23 protein-coding genes are annotated in these 18,523 nt (G+C 41.8%); 5 read left to right on the top strand and 18 right to left on the bottom strand.

Annotation, left to right across the window (positions count from 1 at the left end):
* Positions 1-133: 133 nt before the first annotated feature.
* The gene (locus F9817_RS11380) at positions 134-664 is read left to right on the top strand and encodes a transposase (RefSeq protein ID WP_237476234.1); all 531 of its coding nucleotides are present in this window, start codon (positions 134-136) and stop codon (positions 662-664) included.
* 20 nt (positions 665-684) lie between these two features.
* Here F9817_RS11380 and F9817_RS11375 read toward each other — a convergent pair whose 3' ends face one another.
* The 7 genes from F9817_RS11375 to nrdD all read right to left on the bottom strand — a co-directional run bounded on the left by F9817_RS11375 (position 685) and on the right by nrdD (position 8,582).
* A complete protein-coding gene (locus F9817_RS11375) occupies positions 685-1,539 on the bottom strand; it encodes a hypothetical protein (RefSeq protein ID WP_161155584.1) in 855 nt (284 codons plus the stop codon).
* Between the two features lie 120 nt (positions 1,540-1,659).
* Positions 1,660-2,127, bottom strand: a complete 468-nt coding sequence (locus F9817_RS11370; protein ID WP_161155582.1) for a hypothetical protein — start codon at positions 2,125-2,127, stop codon at positions 1,660-1,662.
* A gap of 133 nt (positions 2,128-2,260) precedes the next feature.
* Positions 2,261-3,607 (bottom strand): SIR2 family protein, encoded by a 1,347-nt coding sequence (locus tag F9817_RS11365; protein WP_161155580.1) that lies wholly within the window; start codon positions 3,605-3,607, stop codon positions 2,261-2,263.
* A 448-nt stretch (positions 3,608-4,055) separates the two neighbouring features.
* Positions 4,056-4,703 carry an ATP-dependent zinc protease family protein gene (locus F9817_RS11360; protein WP_161155578.1) on the bottom strand — a complete coding sequence of 216 codons (648 nt, stop codon included), beginning with the start codon at positions 4,701-4,703 and terminating at the stop codon, positions 4,056-4,058.
* Between the two features lie 28 nt (positions 4,704-4,731).
* Complete coding sequence (locus tag F9817_RS11355; protein ID WP_161155576.1) at positions 4,732-5,913, bottom strand: amino acid aminotransferase; 1,182 nt, start codon at positions 5,911-5,913, stop codon at positions 4,732-4,734.
* 77 nt (positions 5,914-5,990) lie between these two features.
* Positions 5,991-6,458 carry an anaerobic ribonucleoside-triphosphate reductase-activating protein gene (gene nrdG, locus F9817_RS11350; RefSeq protein WP_161155574.1) on the bottom strand — a complete coding sequence of 156 codons (468 nt, stop codon included), beginning with the start codon at positions 6,456-6,458 and terminating at the stop codon, positions 5,991-5,993.
* A 3-nt stretch (positions 6,459-6,461) separates the two neighbouring features.
* Positions 6,462-8,582, bottom strand: coding sequence for an anaerobic ribonucleoside-triphosphate reductase (gene nrdD / locus F9817_RS11345; RefSeq protein ID WP_161155572.1), 2,121 nt, complete (start codon positions 8,580-8,582; stop codon positions 6,462-6,464).
* A 300-nt stretch (positions 8,583-8,882) separates the two neighbouring features.
* Here nrdD and F9817_RS11340 point away from each other — a divergent pair, with 300 nt between their 5' ends.
* Positions 8,883-9,794 (top strand): endonuclease/exonuclease/phosphatase family protein, encoded by a 912-nt coding sequence (locus F9817_RS11340; protein ID WP_161155569.1) that lies wholly within the window; start codon positions 8,883-8,885, stop codon positions 9,792-9,794.
* 12 nt (positions 9,795-9,806) lie between these two features.
* Here the strand turns inward: F9817_RS11340 and F9817_RS11335 are convergent, their stop codons facing one another.
* The 9 genes from F9817_RS11335 to F9817_RS11295 form a co-directional block, all read right to left on the bottom strand.
* Positions 9,807-10,247: a YeeE/YedE family protein gene (locus F9817_RS11335; RefSeq protein WP_161155567.1), complete on the bottom strand. Its 441-nt coding sequence runs from the start codon at positions 10,245-10,247 to the stop codon at positions 9,807-9,809.
* Between the two features lies 1 nt (position 10,248).
* Entirely contained in the window at positions 10,249-10,671 is a 423-nt protein-coding gene (locus F9817_RS11330) for a YeeE/YedE family protein (protein WP_161155565.1), read from the bottom strand.
* Positions 10,672-10,689: 18 nt separating this feature from the next.
* Positions 10,690-11,010, bottom strand: coding sequence for an ArsR/SmtB family transcription factor (locus tag F9817_RS11325; RefSeq protein ID WP_161155563.1), 321 nt, complete (start codon positions 11,008-11,010; stop codon positions 10,690-10,692).
* A gap of 231 nt (positions 11,011-11,241) precedes the next feature.
* Positions 11,242-11,487, bottom strand: a complete 246-nt coding sequence (locus F9817_RS11320) for a hypothetical protein (RefSeq protein WP_161155561.1) — start codon at positions 11,485-11,487, stop codon at positions 11,242-11,244.
* Between the two features lie 28 nt (positions 11,488-11,515).
* The gene (gene def, locus F9817_RS11315; RefSeq protein ID WP_161155559.1) at positions 11,516-12,040 is read right to left on the bottom strand and encodes a peptide deformylase; all 525 of its coding nucleotides are present in this window, start codon (positions 12,038-12,040) and stop codon (positions 11,516-11,518) included.
* 50 nt (positions 12,041-12,090) lie between these two features.
* Positions 12,091-12,561, bottom strand: a complete 471-nt coding sequence (locus tag F9817_RS11310; RefSeq protein WP_161155557.1) for a GNAT family N-acetyltransferase — start codon at positions 12,559-12,561, stop codon at positions 12,091-12,093.
* Between the two features lie 100 nt (positions 12,562-12,661).
* On the bottom strand, positions 12,662-13,150 hold the full coding sequence (locus F9817_RS11305; protein WP_161155556.1) for a GNAT family N-acetyltransferase: 489 nt from the start codon (positions 13,148-13,150) through the stop codon (positions 12,662-12,664).
* Positions 13,151-13,212: 62 nt separating this feature from the next.
* Positions 13,213-13,743 carry a DinB family protein gene (locus tag F9817_RS11300; protein WP_161155554.1) on the bottom strand — a complete coding sequence of 177 codons (531 nt, stop codon included), beginning with the start codon at positions 13,741-13,743 and terminating at the stop codon, positions 13,213-13,215.
* 241 nt (positions 13,744-13,984) lie between these two features.
* Positions 13,985-14,146 carry a hypothetical protein gene (locus F9817_RS11295; RefSeq protein WP_161155552.1) on the bottom strand — a complete coding sequence of 54 codons (162 nt, stop codon included), beginning with the start codon at positions 14,144-14,146 and terminating at the stop codon, positions 13,985-13,987.
* Between the two features lie 131 nt (positions 14,147-14,277).
* Between F9817_RS11295 and F9817_RS11290 the strand changes: the two genes are divergently transcribed.
* On the top strand, positions 14,278-15,651 hold the full coding sequence (locus F9817_RS11290; RefSeq protein ID WP_161155550.1) for an MFS transporter: 1,374 nt from the start codon (positions 14,278-14,280) through the stop codon (positions 15,649-15,651).
* A gap of 16 nt (positions 15,652-15,667) precedes the next feature.
* Positions 15,668-16,999 carry an enolase C-terminal domain-like protein gene (locus tag F9817_RS11285; RefSeq protein WP_161155548.1) on the top strand — a complete coding sequence of 444 codons (1,332 nt, stop codon included), beginning with the start codon at positions 15,668-15,670 and terminating at the stop codon, positions 16,997-16,999.
* A 71-nt stretch (positions 17,000-17,070) separates the two neighbouring features.
* Here F9817_RS11285 and F9817_RS11280 read toward each other — a convergent pair whose 3' ends face one another.
* Entirely contained in the window at positions 17,071-17,619 is a 549-nt protein-coding gene (locus F9817_RS11280; protein ID WP_329604851.1) for a nucleotidyltransferase family protein, read from the bottom strand.
* A 100-nt stretch (positions 17,620-17,719) separates the two neighbouring features.
* Between F9817_RS11280 and F9817_RS11275 the strand changes: the two genes are divergently transcribed.
* On the top strand, positions 17,720-17,959 hold the full coding sequence (locus F9817_RS11275; protein WP_161155546.1) for an RNA recognition motif domain-containing protein: 240 nt from the start codon (positions 17,720-17,722) through the stop codon (positions 17,957-17,959).
* Positions 17,960-18,066: 107 nt separating this feature from the next.
* On the opposite strand, the gene F9817_RS11270 is transcribed toward F9817_RS11275, so the two are convergent.
* Positions 18,067-18,486: a GNAT family N-acetyltransferase gene (locus tag F9817_RS11270; RefSeq protein WP_161155544.1), complete on the bottom strand. Its 420-nt coding sequence runs from the start codon at positions 18,484-18,486 to the stop codon at positions 18,067-18,069.
* Positions 18,487-18,523: the final 37 nt, after the last annotated feature.

The following is an 18,523-nucleotide window of genomic DNA, read 5'->3' as shown; positions in this document are numbered from 1 at the left end:
ATGATGGTAAACTGAGCGACTCTTCAAAAATAACCTTTTCTACAGGCCTTTAAAACCAAGGGGTTTCATGCGTTTGCCCTGATCGGCAGTGACGCTCACTCAAGACCAAGGCATTATTGCCCCAAACACGCTCATGGTTATCATCTGTATCGAACAATTACGCCTGCTCATCAGAGCTATTACCGCCATTGATAAAGACATAAAACAACGCTACAAAGCCCAAAAAGACCGTGCTATTTTCGATAGCTTCCCTGGTGCTGGCCCTCAATTAGCTCCCAGATTACTCGTCGCATTTGGGACTAACAGACAACGATACAATAATGCCGCTGAGCTACAAAAATATGCTGGTATTGCTCCTGTGATTGAACGCAGTGGGAAAAAATCATGGACTCACTGGCGATACTGTTGTCCTAAATTCTTGCGACAAACGTTTATCGAATGGGCTGGGCTTTCTGTCCGTTTTTCATTTTGGGCAAAAGCGTTTTATCAGCAACAAATCGAAAAAGGGAAACCACATAATACAGCGATAAGAGCACTCGCTTTTAAGTGGATTAGAATTGCTTTTCGATGCTGGAAAANCAGTACACCGTATGACGAAACTAAGTATTTAGAGTCTTTAAAAGCAAAGGGATCACAGCTTCTCACTTACGCATTAAATGGCTAAAATTTTACTTGTTGTCCATCTCAGGGCGTGTTGTTAGATGCTTTTAAAATTTCATCAACGCCTATGTCTTCAAATGTAAAAGTTTCAAATATAATTTCAACGCCACTTTCGTCGCTCTTTATTTCTTCCTTACATTCCCTGAGTCTTTTGTTAAAGTTTTCACTGAAGTCGCCAATTAGAACAACATTAAGTATGGCATTCTTCTTGGTTGCTTCTTTATACCTCGCAACTGCTTCAGCCATTTTCTTTACGTGTTCAACAAGAATTTTCCTAGGATACAAACCAGACCTAGTGGTTTTTATTTCGAAAACTCTAGAAATGCCGTGGTCTTGCATGATGCCGTCGAATTCAGCCGTAAATGTTTTACCATGAAGTCTAACATGCCTTTCAATAGGCTTCTCAAATCTTCTTTCGAGGAACTTAAAGGCATACTCCTCAACAATTAAACCAAATTGACCTGGAGAGAGATTTGATGGCGATATACTGATCTTAAATTCTTTATCTCCGGACGCTTTTTCTTTTGATGCTGCCTCTTCACTCTCTCGTACATCATTTTCGATAGTTTTCTCTATTTCAGACTGGGATAAAAATTCTTTTTGATAATCGAAGTATTCTTTGCTTCCCCTAATTATTGCTGCCAAATTCTGTAAAAATTCCAGCTGGGTTATTGCAGTCCCAAAAATAAATACTGATGCAAAGTATGCCCACGCATCATTCGCGAACAGTACGATACCAGCTAATAGAAATAAACCGGTCGCCCTTAAGCAGTGCTCCCTGCTGGATTTAATGATGCTTATAAATGAGAACAAAATGGCTACAATTATCGTTAGCGCACCAAGCAATTCTCGAAATGATTGAGGTAGGAAATGTTCCACGTTGTAATTATTCCTTTTGCATCTAACGCCGCAAACAGTGGCGCTTTCACAAATGCTGCAGCACATTTAAAACCTAAAACAACAAACACCGAAGCGTTAAGCGTCCATTGATTTGCTTTGTTATGCTGTTTTGACAACTCGAAAGCTGATTTGATTAAGTAAAATTGTCAACTTAGTTATACCAAAATCACCATTGTCAACAGCATATAAAACTCCCTTATTTTCACCACTTATCGATATATATAAAACACCACTACCTAATTCCATTAGTGGCAATAATGTATTGCATTCAACGTAAGAATCATCGAGTTCAAAATGTTCTTTAAACTGTTCCAAATAACTTATGCATTCAAATTGCTCAATTATTTCATTTTCATCAAAAACGGCTTCAATAACATCATTTATCTCACTACCATCATCAAGTTTATATGACAACAACGGAGATTTTCCGTTTTGATTTACAACTCGACCATTAAAATTACGAATAATTGATTTAATCGATTCATCAACAGAAAAGCCATAATACTCCTCTATTGTTGGAAATTTATCGTTATCAATCTTTATCGTATTGTGTACTTCTAGAATCAATTGTGATCACCTGATTGTTTGGCAGCATAACGCTTCAATCAATTGCGCATGGCGCTGTAACCGAAGCGTTTAAAAAACTTTAAACCACAACCGCCAAAACTTAATTGCGTCCATTGAATTGGATTGTTATACATTAGAGCCAAGGCGGATGGTGAATTACAACATTATCAGGTTCATTTAATGACTTTAAATATTGGTTAGCTTGTTTAAATGACGTTTTATGTGCTTTAGGATTTAATTTAACAAAATTCATAAACTCATCGAAAGAATACAACTCGCTTTTATTACCAAAAGCAAAATATTTTGGAATTTCGTAATCATCATCTTCAAAACTACTATTTAAATGATAAACTAGACCTCTGATATACCCCTCGATATAAGCAACACCTGAATAGTTTTTAGATTTTCTTTTTTCCGAAAGGATTTCTTCATACTTCTCAATTAGTTTAGCGAGTCGGCATGGATGTGAATACTCACCAGAATATTTGTTCTTCTCTATTCTTTGAAGTGCATGTATTACACCATCTTGATAACAAGCTACATATATAACTTCGGGACATTCAGTATTGCGAACATTTTTACTTAATTCAAAATGTTCATCTTCAAAATTACTCAACATTATAGATGAAAGTATATAAGATAGGTCTGGTAACATAAGCTCTTGATTTACAGCTTCATCTTTAACTAACTCTAAAAAATATGTTCCATCAGTTATGATCGGTATTAGCCCTGCGTCTTCAAATCGTTTAGCTTCATCTTTGAATGGCGTTACCACATATGCTTGTCGATGTAACAAGTCCATTTGTTCTTTAACCAAACTATATATTTCATGAAAGTCACTATCTCTCATTGAATAACCCACAAAGATAACTGTTTGGGTTGCCAATATTGTTTTTAACATGCCTCCTATAAGTTTTTCATTTAAACGCTTTGTACATTCCGAATAATCGTCCTCAGTAGCTACTACAGTTGAGAGATTATCAATAGAACCATGGATTTTTAGAACTCGGCGTTCAGCCACTTCCCAAAAAGCCAAATCACTATCTAAGACAAAAGGAGTTGAATGAGAAAAATCTTCAAAGTACGTATCCCAGTTGGTTGTAACAATATTTCTCACAGAATAAAGCGTCCCAATAGACTTGTGAAATGATGTAGCTGAATTTTGTAATTCAGGAAATGAATCAATCGTTTTAAACCGAGAACGAAGCATCTGTAATAGTTTCATCCGTCCGTTCGGCTGTTTACAAAACTCCTGCATTAACTTAGGGAAGCTCCAACCTTTATCAATTGCATCAATTTCTCTTGCAACTTCTTGATAAAAATTGATGTTTAGAACCATTGGTGATTCAGTACTAATACCAGCTCCAGTGAAAAAAGTAACTTTTCCACTTAATATTTCCATTATCAGTTCTTCTGGAATCTGTGTATCTATCTTGTTTTTGCAAATAACACAGTCACAATTTTTTTTATGGGATTCCAAATCTATACTCCAATGTATAACAGTTATTATACTGAACCATTCTATGGGAAAGGGTCTGTATAATATCTTTTCCCCTCCCCCTTAACGTCATCTCAAACACCGTTAAAACAACACCTTAGCATTTGATTTTATCCACAGGAAGGAGATATACGGATTTGTTCTGTATAAGTCATCCACACGACAAAAATCAAATACTGGTTAAATATACAGTATTTTTATTATAATCACGCTACCGCCATTATTAATAAAAACACATAGAGAGGAATATCAACAGCTTGCATATATTTATAGCAAAACTCTCGTGTCATTCCTACACAAAAGGGAACGTTCGGTGGGTTTACAACCAGTTTAAAACGGATAATTTGCGATAGGCACAAAAAACCTCAATAATCGGTATTCGACTATTGAGGTTTTTCATTTTGGTATTGTTTAATTCAACGAGCTACGTTTACTTCTTGATGTTTTTACCTTGAATGTATTTACGGCTCACATCAACAACGGCGACATCTTTAAAAAAGCTGCGGCCAAGGAGTAATGGGAACGTTAGATGTGTACGATCCGCTAGCGTGAATTCGGTTTGTTCTTTCAAGTCACCAATTTCTACCCACATTTTTACCACTGGGCGACGCACACCTTTCTCATTCGTAGATTGACGAATTCGAACCCAGCGATCAACCGGTAAGCTAACCTCTTCACTCTTCACACCTTCGTGCTCAATCTTAAATTTAACCCAATCTTTTCCATCACGTTCAAATGGCACAATGTCCACAGCACTGATAGAAGAGGTGGTTGCGCCGGTATCGATACGAGAATCAAAGTTATCTTTTAAGCTAGGAATATGTACCCACTCTTTAGAACCTAAGATTAACTTGCCATCACTCAGCTTTTTACCTTCCACTTTTGGTGTCACTGCTGTGGGCTTTTTGCTCGGTGTTTCTGCTTTTGGTGCATTAACCGCTTCTGTCGTCTTTGCAGCAGTATCAGCAGGCTTTGATGTTGTTTGATTATCAGGCACCTTATCTTGGTGAGGCGTTGCACAAGCCATCAAACCACCACTGAGTAATAACGGAACCAGGAACTTCAATTGTTGTTTCATTCATTCACCTAATAAAACTGCTAAAAACTTAACACACTTTCATGATTGACTCTGCAACATAAGGTATATCACTTTCAGTCAGGCCAGCGACATTAATTCGCCCATCAGTCACCCCATAAATCGCGAACTCTTCACGTAAACGAGTCATTTGTTGTGGTGACAAACCTAACACGGTGAACATACCTTTATGTTGCTCAATAAAATCAAATTGTGCCGTATTGTACGTATTTCTCAACTCCCGACATAATGTTTGACGAAGGCTTAACAAACGTTGCTGCATTTCAACCAACTCTTGCTGCCAAATTGCCGTTAGTTTGTCATCTTGTAACACGGTTTTGACAAGCGCCGCACCATGATCGGGTGGCATGGTATAAGAAGCTCGAGCTAAATTTTGCAGTTTCCCTTTTGCATTACCAGCTTCAGTGACATTTTTACCAATCACCATTGCTGCCCCCGTACGCTCACGATACAAACCAAAGTTTTTAGAGCAAGACACGGTCAACATCATCTCATCTACGTTATCGGCCATAAAACGCAACCCAGCGGCGTCTTGCTCATAACTATCACCAAAACCAAGATAAGCAGCATCAACAAATGGCATAAATCCATTCGCTTGTGCAAGCTCTGTTACCGATTGCCAAGCATCCAAACTCATGTCGGCACCCGTTGGGTTATGACAACAGCCGTGTAATAGCACAACGTCGTTCGGCCCCGCTTGCGCCAAATCTCGCAACATCGCCTCAGTGTCGACTGTTTTCGTTACCGGATTAAAATAAGCGTAGTACTTAACACGTAAACCTGCTGCTTCCATGATAGGTGCATGATTTACATAGCTTGGATTTGTGAGCCACACCGTAGTATCTGGCTGAGCAAAGTGAATTAAATCGGCAAACATACGCAAACCACCGCTGGCACCAGGGGTTTGAATAGTGGCAACACGTTCGTACGCAGAGGTACCTTTTAGCACCAAATCAACCATGCTTTGGTTGAACTCTTCACAACCTGCAATACCGACGTAAGCTTTAGTCGTTTGCGAGGCAACCACAATATCTTGCGCCTGCTGTACCGCTCGCATAATTGGAGTGACACCGTCACTATTTTTATAAACACCGATCCCGAGATCAACTTTATTTGCTCGGGTATCTTTTTTGTAAGCCGCAGAAAGCGAAATGATAGTGTCTAGCGTGGGAGTAGGAAGATGAGAAAACATTGTGGGTCACGACCTTGTGATAAAAACAAATTATGACCCACAACTTACCACTGCAACAGTGAAAACCAAACCGTTATTTAGGATTTTAACTCATGAATAATCTGGTTGCTGCTACCACGCCACAACAAAGCAGGGTCGCGCAGCGATTCTTCATATTTTCCATCAACTAACACGTCGATTAAATCGACGACTTGACGTTGAGCGGGAGTGAGTGTGGCAAGCTCATACCCTGTCCAGATCCAGATATCCTTACCCTCACATTCATGACGTACACGCTGTACGAGATGCAAGATTCCATCAAGGTTTTGTGGATGCAATGGATCGCCACCCGAAAGCGATAAGCCACGGCGTTTAATTCGCGTATCATTGAGATTTTCAATGATATGGTCTTCCAATTCTTGAGTGAATGGAAAACCAGAATCGAGTCGCCAAGTGCTTTTGTTGTAACATCCTTTGCACTGATGTTCACAGCCGGAAACAAACAGAGTACAGCGTGTTCCCGGACCGTTCACCACATCAATCGGATAATATTTGTGGTAATTCATAACTTATAAGTGTTTTACTCGACGTTTGACTTCTTCTTGCTTACCCAAGTTAAATGGTCGTGCATCTGGGCTACCTAAATACCCACATACGCGGCGGATAACGGAAACTTTCTCAGGATCATGGTTGCCACATTTAGGACAAACAAACCCCTTACTGGTGCAGTCAAATTCTCCGGTATAACCACATTCATAACATTCATCGATAGGAGTATTGGTTCCGTAATATGGCACGCGATCATAAGCGTAATCCCAAACGTTTTCTAACGCTTCGATGTTACGCTGCATGTTCGGAAACTCGCCATAGCAAATGAACCCGCCGTTCGACATGGTTGGATACGGCATTTCAAAATCAATTTTATCGTATGGGTTAACTTCTTTTTCTACGTCTAAGTGGAAGCTATTTGTGTAGTAACCTTTGTCCGTCACGCCTTCTACTACACCAAATTCTTTTGCATCAATACGACAGAAACGGTTGCATAAGTTTTCACTTGGCGTCGCGTACAAACTGAAGCCATATCCGGTTTCTTCTTTCCACGCATCGACGGCATCACGTAAACGCTGCACAATATCGACACCCACTTGGCGCAGCTCTGCATCGTCGTAAATATGGTGTTTTTGGCCAAACAGCGCATTAATAGTTTCGTGAATCCCAATGTAACCTAATGAGATAGAAGCACGGCCATTTTTGAAGATTTCAGCCACCGAGTCTTCTGCTTTTAAACGGACACCACATGCCCCTTCCATATAAAGGATCGGAGCAACACGAGCTTTCACATTTTCTAAACGAGCAATACGAGTATCCAGCGCTCGGCGTGCCACTTTTAGTGTGTCGTCTAAAATAGAGTAGAAACGCTTAATGTCCCCTTTTGCTTTAAGCGCAACACGAGGCAAGTTGACACTGACAACCCCTAAATTATTACGACCATCATGGATCAACTCACCATTTTCTTCGTAGGTATTTAAGAAGCTGCGGCAGCCCATTGGTGTTTTGAATGATCCCGTTACGTCAACGACACGATCGTAGCTAAGAATATCTGGGTACATACGTTTGCTTGCACAATCAAGGGCTAACTGTTTGATATCATAGTTTGGCTCACCCGGTTTTTGGTTTAAGCCAGCTTTAATCGCGAATACCAATTTAGGGAATACGGCTGTTTTATGGTTTTTACCCAAACCAGCGATACGGTTCTTCAAGATAGATTCTTGAATTAAACGAGATTCCCAAGATGTGCCTAACCCAAAGCCTAATGTCACAAATGGAGTTTGACCATTGGCAGTATGTAATGTGTTGACTTCATATTCGAGAGATTGGAACGCATCAAAACACTCTTTTTCAGTGCGCGCTTCAGCAAAAGCATTCGGATCATGGATATCCCACTCAAGAGCCACTTTAAGATGCTTGTCATAACTTGATTTAACGTAAGGAGCTAAGATTTCATCAATGCGGTTGATGGTTGTGCCACCGTAGATATGGCTTGCTACCTGAGCAATGATTTGAGCTGTCACCGCTGTTGCTGTTGAAATCGATTTTGGCGTTTCGATTTCGGCGTTACCCATTTTAAATCCGCCAGTCAACATTCCCTTTAGATCAATCAACATACAGTTAAACATCGGGAAGAATGGCGCATAATCTAAATCGTGATAGTGAATATCACCTGCTTCATGTGCGTTTACAACGTCACGTGGCAAGATATGGGTTTTGGCATAATGTTTTGCCACAATTCCTGCTAACAGGTCACGTTGGGTCGGGATCACTTTTCCATCTTTATTGGCATTTTCATTCAATAAATCGGCGTTGCTTTCTTGTATTAAGCCTTCTATCTCTTTCGTTAAAGAGCTCTGTTTTTCACGCGCGATATCGCGATCGTGACGGTATTCAATATAAGAACGAGCCAAAGTTTTAAATGGGCCTTGCATTAGCTCATTTTCAACCATTGTTTGGATCTCGGCGATAGCGACCTGATCGTAACCTTTGCATTTTTCTTCTACTGCTAACGCTACATTTAACGCGTATATAGCGACATCGTTCGTGATATGATCCGCAGCACTTTCTACGGCTGCTTGAATACGATCCCGGTCAAATGGGGCCTCTGATCCATCACGTTTGATTACGATAGGTTTCACCTTTAATCTCCTTACCCAGCATACTCACAGAGTTATCCACAAATACACGATATGGGCCTTTGTATTTATTTTACATACTACATCTTGTGGCTGTATTTAACGCTCAACCCCGCCTTTCCGTTTTGATTTAGATCAAATAACCCGCCATGCTGAACAAGGATACGGCGATAAATTTTGACGAGATCTCAAAAAGAAAAATAACTGTGTAACTCCCAAAAAAGTACGCTATAGCTATTGATTTTTAGCAATCCCTGATAGGGTCAAGTCTACGACGTGAGTGAATTTTACGAACGGAATAACATGATGAAAAAGCGTACAATTTTAACCGCCTGCTTACTGTATTTTGGCTTGAGTTCTGTAGCTTATTGTGGTTCAACGCTCGCATTGCAAACTTGGAATATGCAGTGGTTAACCACAAAGCAAGATACCCCCGGCCCCAAACGCAACAACTTAGATTATGCGGCAATGCGTTCCTTTTTCACGCAACACACGCCTGATGTCCTGGCATTTCAAGAAGTCGATAACATAAACGCCTTAAGAAAAGTCATCTCCAATCATTATCAAGTGATATTTTCTGATCGTGCACAGAGCCGGTTTGCCTCACAACACTACTCCGACATTAATCAATTCACTGGATTTGCCGTTCGCCGTGGTATTCCGTTTTCAGATCCACAAGATATTGAATTAAAAGACGTTAACTCAAACAGTAACCACTACTCAAAACTGAGGTTTGCTACCTATATCGTACTTTATCCAAACTCTAAACAGCCGATTCACCTTCTTTCTGTCCATCTTAAGGCGGGATGTTCTTATCGCATCCACGCTTATAAAACAAGCTGTAAACGTTTGATACAGCAAGCTGATAGCATTAATCTGTGGATTACAGAAAAGGAAAGAAATCATCAGGCATATATTGTGATGGGAGATTTCAATCACGCCTTAGCCTTAAAGCGTGATGCGATATGGGAGGAGATAAAACAAGGAACCAAAAGCCGACTGCTCACACAAAAAGTGACAAGCCGTTGCTATGCGCGCAAAAGTGCCCGCTCAACCAAACTCATTCAATATCGAACTCTGATCGATCATGTCGTGGCAAGCCCAACGTTGAAAGCGGTCCATATTGAACAAAAGCGTTATACCAAAAAAGATGTTCAGCGTTATCAATTAAGTGATCACTGCCCAATTCAAGTCACGATCCAGCGTAAACAGTGACAATAACAGTCATTATTTTCGACCGTCAATGTGCTCAACAATCGAGTGAGTCACCCCAAGAGCAATAACCATGGCAATAATAAAATAGAAGATATCTGGGTTACCTGCCGTAATGCTCGCGATAGCAGGGCCTGGACATATACCAGCTAATCCCCATCCAGCGCCAAAGATAGCTGCACCACCGAGTAGGCGACCATCAATGAGGGTACTTGTCGGCACGTTAAATTTAGCGGCGCACACGGGTTGCTGGCGCTTTTTAACAATAAAAAAATAGCCGGGCATAAAGACCAACAGAGCGCCACCCATCACAAAGATTAGGCTTGGATCCCAAGCGCCAAACACATCAAGAAAAGCGATCACTTTTTTAGGATCAGCCATACCTGAAACGGCCATACCTAAACCAAACAGTAAGCCTGAAAATAAGGCAGATAAACCAAATAGAATCGGACGCATATTAGGCTCCTACCAGGTGTTGCCAGATAAATACCACCACGGCACCAACCAGCATAAATGTGCAGGTCGCAGCAATGGAACGAACGGATAAACGACCCATACCACAAATACCATGGCCACTAGTGCAACCATTGCCTAGTCGCGTTCCAACACCAACTAATACGCCGGCAGTAATATAGAGCATGGTATTACCCCCGAATACGCTTGGAATTCGTCCTACCGACGAATGTAGGCCAAGCCAACCACCAACAATTAAGCCAAATAGGAAAAGATAACGCCAAAGCGCATCATTTTTTTGTGGCTTAATCGCTCGGGTAACTATTCCACTGATGCCTGCAATCTTGCCATCCATCAAAAGCAATAGAAGTGCTGATATTCCGAGCAAAACACCACCAGCAAATGACCACCAATACATTGTCGTCATATTAGTATCCTTAAATCTCTATCGATCATCGGTCGGACAAAACAAATCTTGTAGATTCATTATTAAAGTGGCAATTCGAGGATCAGCTAAAGAATAAAACACCAATTGGGATTCTTTACGTGCTTTGATAAATCCCTGTTTACGCAACACGGTTAAATGCTGAGAAAAAGCCGATTGGCTTAACGCCGAGTGTTGTTGTAATTGACCAACCCCAACTTCACCTTGAGTTAATTGGCACAATACCATTAAGCGTTCAGGATGAGCCATTATTCTCAATAACTCGGCAACCTCTTCTGCGCTATCGCGCATCGTAGCCACATCTACTGCTAATGAATCCATTTCAATCTCCTATTAATACATAGAGAAAGCATACTCTCGTTATGATATTAGTCAAAACTTATTTAGCTGAGATAAATATAGACCAGATAACATTAGCCATTACTAATAATGGTAGCTTTACTCAGCCAGCATGTGCGGTTATTCCCAAAAAACGTCAAGTAACCCACATTATCAAGGTAAATAAAAAGGGGAACCGATTATGGCTCCCCTATCTTGTAGCAACTATAGGAATCAATGCACCGTTTGTGAACTGAGCTGCTCCATTAAAATATCTTCAATGAAATCACGTTCTATTTCAGAATGCCTTTCTAGCATCACTGGTGATTCACTCATGATCATCACCGCTTCATTCAATGTTACCCCTTTAATTTGATGAGCATAATGTTCGCATTCTTCCTGCAATTCAATCCAAGCTTGGTGATATTGTGGATACAGAACTTCACTCATTTTAAGTAAGGTAATCATTGAATTTTTCATGCACAGTTTTCCTCAAGTGATCGAGAAATTACTCAGCGCTCTCGTGCTGCTTTTTCATTTCTCGCTCATATTTTTTAACTTTCTTCAGTGCCATTTTGCGCTTCAATGGAGAAAGATAATCAATAAACAGATTACCTTTAAGATGATCAATCTCATGTTGCATCGCAATAGCCAAAAATTCATCGCTTTCCACCGTAATTGCCTCACCATTACGGTTTTGTGCTTTAACAACCACTTTGCCAAAACGTTCCACTTTCTCATAGTAATCAGGCACAGATAAGCAGCCTTCTTCACCCATTACCTTATCTTCACCACTTTCAACCACAGGGTTAACAAGGATTAGCGGATCATTACGTTCCTTAGACAAATCAATGACAACAACGGCTTCTTCAGCTCCGATTTGTGGTGCCGCAAGGCCGATGCCATTACTGGTTGAATACAGTGTATCTAACAGATCGTTAATCACGCCTTGCACTGCATCAAAGTCTTTAACGGGTTTTGATACTTTTTTTAGTCTTGGGTCTGGAATCGTAATTATTTCTCGAACCGCCATTGAAACTCCTAAATCTCACTCAATTATTATTGTTCTGACCAGTGTCATTATCACGGCAACTTATGATCAAAACATTGCCTAGTCACTAATCCCCAACGAGGGCATTGATACTGATCTTCTCTGTAATGGCCAGCAGTATACTCGTTTACGACGCGACGCCAAAATTTCGTTGCATGTTCAGCGCCTTCTACCTGCTTTATTTCCCACTTTCCGCGCAGCATTTCAAACAATAATGACGCAAACTGACGCCCTGTTTGTTGCTGACGAAAAACCGGAGCTACATAAAAATCACAAATATCAAAGTGATCGTGAGCAATATGCTCAATAGCCGCGTGGCCTGCAGGTAAGTCATCGATATAACAAAGATAGCCCATGACATCCCCACCCAGCTGAGTGTCTAAAGGAAAAAGCCCATTTTTATCAGGTTTTTTGCCCATAATTAACGAAAACTCAGCTTCATACGCTTGTGCTAGGTTGGTATATACATGGATATTATCACTCGTGACTTTAACTAATCGCATTCCATCCTCATTGCCATCAATATTAAAAACGCAGCTGATCTAGCTGCGTGATATTGTCAACGAAATAGCTTTTGCACTTCAAGCAATTATTATTGATTTGCTAGGCATGGAGAATATAGCGACGAATAGTCCCCACGTCTGGGTGTTCAACATCGTTTATCCATCGGCCACCACAATGTTCGATGACGTGAATCGATGGATGGTTATCCGCACAGCAAGTCACGATATAGGAAGAGAGGTTTCCATGGCCTTTTAGCCACGCGAGCATAAATTGGGCAACCCCACGATTACGAGCACTTGGACGAGTTTCATAACCAACGTGACCAATGGAGTGTACTATGGTCTCGTTTTCACCAATACGCTCACGTATCGTGCCAACAATGTTGCCAGAATCAATACAAAAATAGGTTTTACACGGTACTCGATGTTGAGGAATGCAATCCTGATTACTTTCAATCAACACATCCTCCAAGAACTCCCCCGGAGAGCGATCTTTGTCTGTGTAGCGCACTAATCCATTAGCCGCACATTCTTGCATATATTCATCCAACTCAAGTAACCAGTCTGCACTGGCTTCAACCATATACATACCTAACACTCCTACAACCGCTTTCCATCGCTTTAATCACCGCTACCTATTGCACCAGCGAGTTAACCTTGCGCTTCAGGTACAATCAAAGGCAAATCTGTCACACCATAATCAAGGCCAAACTGACTTAACACACAAGTCAATTGCCCTCGATGATGCGTTTGATGATTACCCCAATGTAATAAAAATTCGTTCACAGTAAAAGTTACTGTGACCGCATTTTCAGTAACATAAGTGAGACTTTTTTGACAATCCTCCGGTGTCAAACAGTGGCTAAAATCAACAATTAAATGATCAATACTCTCGCGAATCCCTACCAAATTATCTAAATCCGTTTCAGGCCAATTGACTTCGTCAAGTTCTAAACTCTGTAGTGATTTTTCAGTAATGATGATGTGGTTATCGGCAAGTCGCTGCAGCATCAAACGATCCGCAACAATCATATGATTCCACATGTCAAAAATAGACGAGAAATAAGAACGTGTATCGCGATTGAGTTGGGCTGGCGATAACGAGCGGCAGGTCGAAAGCAGCTGTAAATTCATACGCTGATTATAGCGAGCAATAATCTTAAAATTCGAAGCAACGTCCATATCTGCTCCTAGATAGCAGTGAATGAGTGTCACTATACTCCTGAACAATCAAGGTTTTGTGACGCTTTAAAAATCAATGTCAAACAAATGCAAACGTCGCCACCTTCCTAGCCGCGACAATCTATGTAGTCAGTGCACTAAACCGAGCGAGCGGGGTTTAGAACACGTGCTAAATGAAATATTACTCATAATTTCTACTTATAATCAACCAGTTAGTTTATTAAATGTGTATTCATCCCAGTTATACGACATCCCCCTTATCAACCCGGCATATTTCGCGCCCGCCTGTCCCCCCAGACGCATTCGTCCCCATACGCAGCGCATCACAAAATATGGATTGTGACTTATCTCTACTATCAGGGTGATTTTGTGATTTCAGGATAGCCATTTGTCCAGATGACACAGAAATAATCCTGTAATGGTGAATATCTTTGGATGTTTCACCAATGCAATCCCGCCCTCTCTACCGCACAATATTTACTGTACCTAATAACTAAAAAACTCTCATATTTCAATAAGATGAGGCATTACCCTATGGAACAAGTAAAAGATCGTGCGGTGGCAACAACTGCCCAACCGACCCATGCTCGTTACTGGATTGTAGCGATGCTATTTTTAATTACATCGGTTAACTACGGCGATAGAGCCACCCTATCTATCGTCGGAGATCCGATGTCACATGCCTTAGGACTGGATACGATAGCAATGGGCTATATTTTCTCCGGATTTTCTTGGGCTTATGTTATCGGACAAATTCCTGGAGGATTGCTGCTAGACAAATTTGGCTCCAAACGCGTCTACCTTTTCTCTATCATTACTTGGTCTATTTTCACTTTTGTCCAAGGTTTTATCGACTTATTCCCCGGTTCTTCCGTCATTAGCGTTTTGTTCTTATTACGCTTTATGGTCGGTATTTGTGAATCTCCTGCTTTTCCAGGTAACAGCCGCATTGTCGCCGCTTGGTTCCCAGCCCAAGAACGTGGGACCGCTTCAGCAATTTTTAACGCAGCACAGTACTTCGCCACTGTTATTTTCGCCCCTATCATGGGGTGGCTAACTCATGCGGTGGGTTGGAACCATGTGTTCTTCTTTATGGGCGGTGTCGGGTTAGTCTGTGCGGTTATCTGGCAAAAAGTGATTTATGCCCCTAAACAACACCCTAGTATTAACGATGCAGAACTCAAATACATCGAAGCTGGCGGTGCATTAACTAACTTAGATGCGCCTGAACAAAAAAATAAACCCGCAAACGTTCAACCTGAAGTGGTTGTCTCAAAAAAAGAAGCGATTAAAGATCTCATGTCATCTCGCATGATGCTGGGTATTTATTTAGGTCAATACTGCATTAATGCCTTAACCTACTTCTTTATCACTTGGTTCCCTGTCTATTTGGTTCAGGCTCGCCATATGTCAATCCTAGAAGCCGGCTTTATTGCCGCTATTCCTGCCATCTGTGGTTTCCTTGGAGGAATTTCTGGCGGGATTATGTCGGACTTTTTCCTATCCCGTGGCGTATCTCTTACATGGGCACGTAAAATTCCCATTATTGGTGGCATGTTGCTATCCACATCCATGGTGGCATGTAATTACATCGATACGGGTTGGATGGTGGTTGGCTTTATGGCACTAGCATTCTTTGGCAAAGGTGTCGGTGCATTGGGTTGGGCTGTCATGTCAGATACCGCACCAAAAGAAGTGGCTGGTTTAAGTGGCGGTATCTTTAACACAGTCGGTAACCTATCCGGTATCGTCACGCCTATCGCGATCGGCTATATCATTGCCGCAACAGGATCGTTTAATGGGGCGCTTATCTATGTCGGAATACATGCTTTAGTCGCCATTTTCAGTTACTTGGTCATCGTTGGCAAAATCGAACGTCTTAACTTATCTAGCTTGATTAAAGCATAGGGGGCAGTGAATTCTTATGAGTTACGAATATCCAACCATTACCCGTGTCGAAGTCGTCCCCGTCGCCGGATTCGATAGTATGCTACTCAACATTGGCGGCGCCCATGGCGCCATATTTACCCGAAATATTGTGATTGTTCATGATAGTGCAGGTCACACTGGCTTGGGAGAAGCCCCTGGCGGTGAAGTGATTGAAAATACACTCAAAGAAATCGGCCAAACTTTGGTTGGTGAACCGATTGTCTATCTCAATAAACTCATTCACCGCGCTCATTTTGCCCAGCAAGGTGACGATTATGAAACCTTTGGTAACGGCGCATGGACATTTGAGTTACGAGTGAATGCCGTCGCAGCGATGGAGGCTGCTCTACTTGATTTAATGGGCCAATTACTGCAAGTTCCTGTCGCAGAATTGCTTGGCCCAGGAAAACAGCGTGACGCTGTCACTGTGCTCGGCTACTTATTCTTTATCGGGGACAGTCATAAAACGGAGATGCCTTATCCCGAAGAAAAGCCGGGACATCCGTGGTATCAAATTAGACGCCGCGAAGCGATGACACCGACTGCCATTGTTGAACAAGCTGCCGCAGCGAAAGATCGTTATGGATTTAAGGATTTCAAACTGAAAGGCGGGGTTTTGCCTGGTGAAGAAGAAGTGCAATCGGTTGAATCACTGGCCAGTGCTTTCCCTGATGCACGAATTACCATTGACCCTAATGGAGCGTGGTCGCTCGATGAAGCGATTAAACTGTGTAAACCTTTACGCAATGTTCTGGCTTATGCAGAAGATCCCTGCGGCGCAGAGCAAGGGTTTAGTGGCCGTGAGATATTGGCTGCGTTTCGCCGCGCAACCGGCCTACCGGTAGCAACCAATATGATTGCCACAAACTGGCGTGAACTGCAAAGCGCACTCATTCTAGATTCCATTGATATACCACTGGCCGACCCACACTTCTGGACCCTCTCTGGTGCCGTGCGGGTCGCATCATTGTGCAATGATTGGGGGTTAACTTGGGGCTGTCACTCTAACAATCACTTTGATATTTCACTGGCTATGTTTACCCAAGTTGGCGCAGCAGTACCGGGCAATCCAACCGCAATCGATACTCACTGGATTTGGCAAGAAGGTCAGCATCTAACAAAAGATCCTCTGCAAATTGTACAAGGGAAAATTGAAGTGCCAGATAAACCGGGGCTGGGAATTGAACTAGACCGAGATGCACTGCAAAAAGCCCATCAACTATACAAACAGTTGCCAGGAGGCAAACGTGATGATGCGAAAGCCATGCAGTATTTAATCCCCGGCTGGGAATTTGATCGGAAACGACCGGCATTAGTTCGCCAATAAGCACACTTTGATATCAATATCCATCACCTTCAATCCACATATCCATGACATTGAAGGTGATGTTTTTAGTATTAACCCGTCACCACGCTCAATTTAGGCCAAACCTTCAACCACTGTTTTTTTGCAATTCGACTAAGAAACACCTCTTGTTGCCGATTAGGGTTGTGGCTAATCGTCAAGTCAAATAGATGCTGTAAACCAAACGCACTACTCCATTCCAACGTGCCATCATCAGCTAACCGAACTGCGCATGCGGTTTCTTTTTCGGGCCAGTAATGCATCGCATCTAACGCATTGTCATAGGGCCTATCATGATTACGAAGATGCATACGTGCTTGATTTTTGACTTCCCAAGAGATATCAGGACATCTTTGTACCAAAGCGTTTTGAATGGTCAGGTCGGCTTCTTCACGTAAATCGTGAGACTGATAATAAATGACATCCACATCGTTTAATGGCGTGGCTTGATGGAATCCATGCAGACGATCCCAAGCCAGATTTCGTACAAATCCAGCGGCTAACCAACTGTCGGGTAAATGAAGCTCACGATGCGCTTGCAATGCTTTCATTCTCTCTAGATCGTCTCGCATCCAAGCGTCAAGTTGTTGTTCAATATACACAGTGTCCTTTCTCTTCTTTAAGTTAATGCATTCAGCACTTGGTTTTACTATGTGGTGGTGCGATAATGCCGCCGCAATTTTTCAACCCATAGGGTTAGTTATGAAACTTCTCGTTCGCAATCTAGCGCGCACTACAACCGAACACGATATTCGTGTCCTTTTCACTGAACATGGCAAAGTGACTCATTGTAACTTGGTATTAGACCAAGAAACAGGTGAATCAAAAGGCTTTGGTTTTGTTGAAATGCCAAACGAAGATGAAGCAGAGAACGCCGTTAAAGCGTTAAACCTTGCTCGTGTTGATAAAAGCAAAATTCGCGTAAAACACGCTCAGCAATAATTGCGTTAAGTGTTCAGTGAAAGCCAGCGTTATGCTGGCTTTTCAGTATCTAGTGGAAGATAATACCCGCCATTTGAATATACACGATTAGGGTAATTTTGAAGTGATTAAGCAATTGGGCACGTCATTTCCATGAGTTTATTGACTTGACCTACTTGAGTGAATCCCTCTCTTTTGTACAGTGCGATGGCTGGATTACTTGGAAAAACGCGCAAGTTGAGTGACGTCGCCCCATGTGTGACAGCGTAACCCTTAGCCCAACGAATCACTTGCTGCCCCAGCCCTTTATTTTGATATAAGGCTTCGATTTGCAAATCACGTAAATAAATCACATCACCAGTGCGAGAAAAACGTACTACACCGACGCGTTGCTGATGATCAAAAATTTCGTAGTTATCGAAATGTTCCCACGTATTGTCGAACATCTCATCGTCCCAGTTAATCCCATACTGACGATAATATTGGCTCATGTTCGTGTGAGTGATCAGCTTGGCATACTGCTTATCTTTCGCCAACAAACATTCCATTCCCACTCGCTTTCCTCCTGTGCGATTTATCTTGTTC

This window comes from Vibrio eleionomae (assembly GCF_009874545.1).
Taxonomy (GTDB): domain Bacteria; phylum Pseudomonadota; class Gammaproteobacteria; order Enterobacterales; family Vibrionaceae; genus Vibrio; species Vibrio nitrifigilis.
The sequence above is the reverse complement of the archived record's forward strand: the minus strand, read 5'-3'. Positions and strand labels throughout refer to the sequence as shown.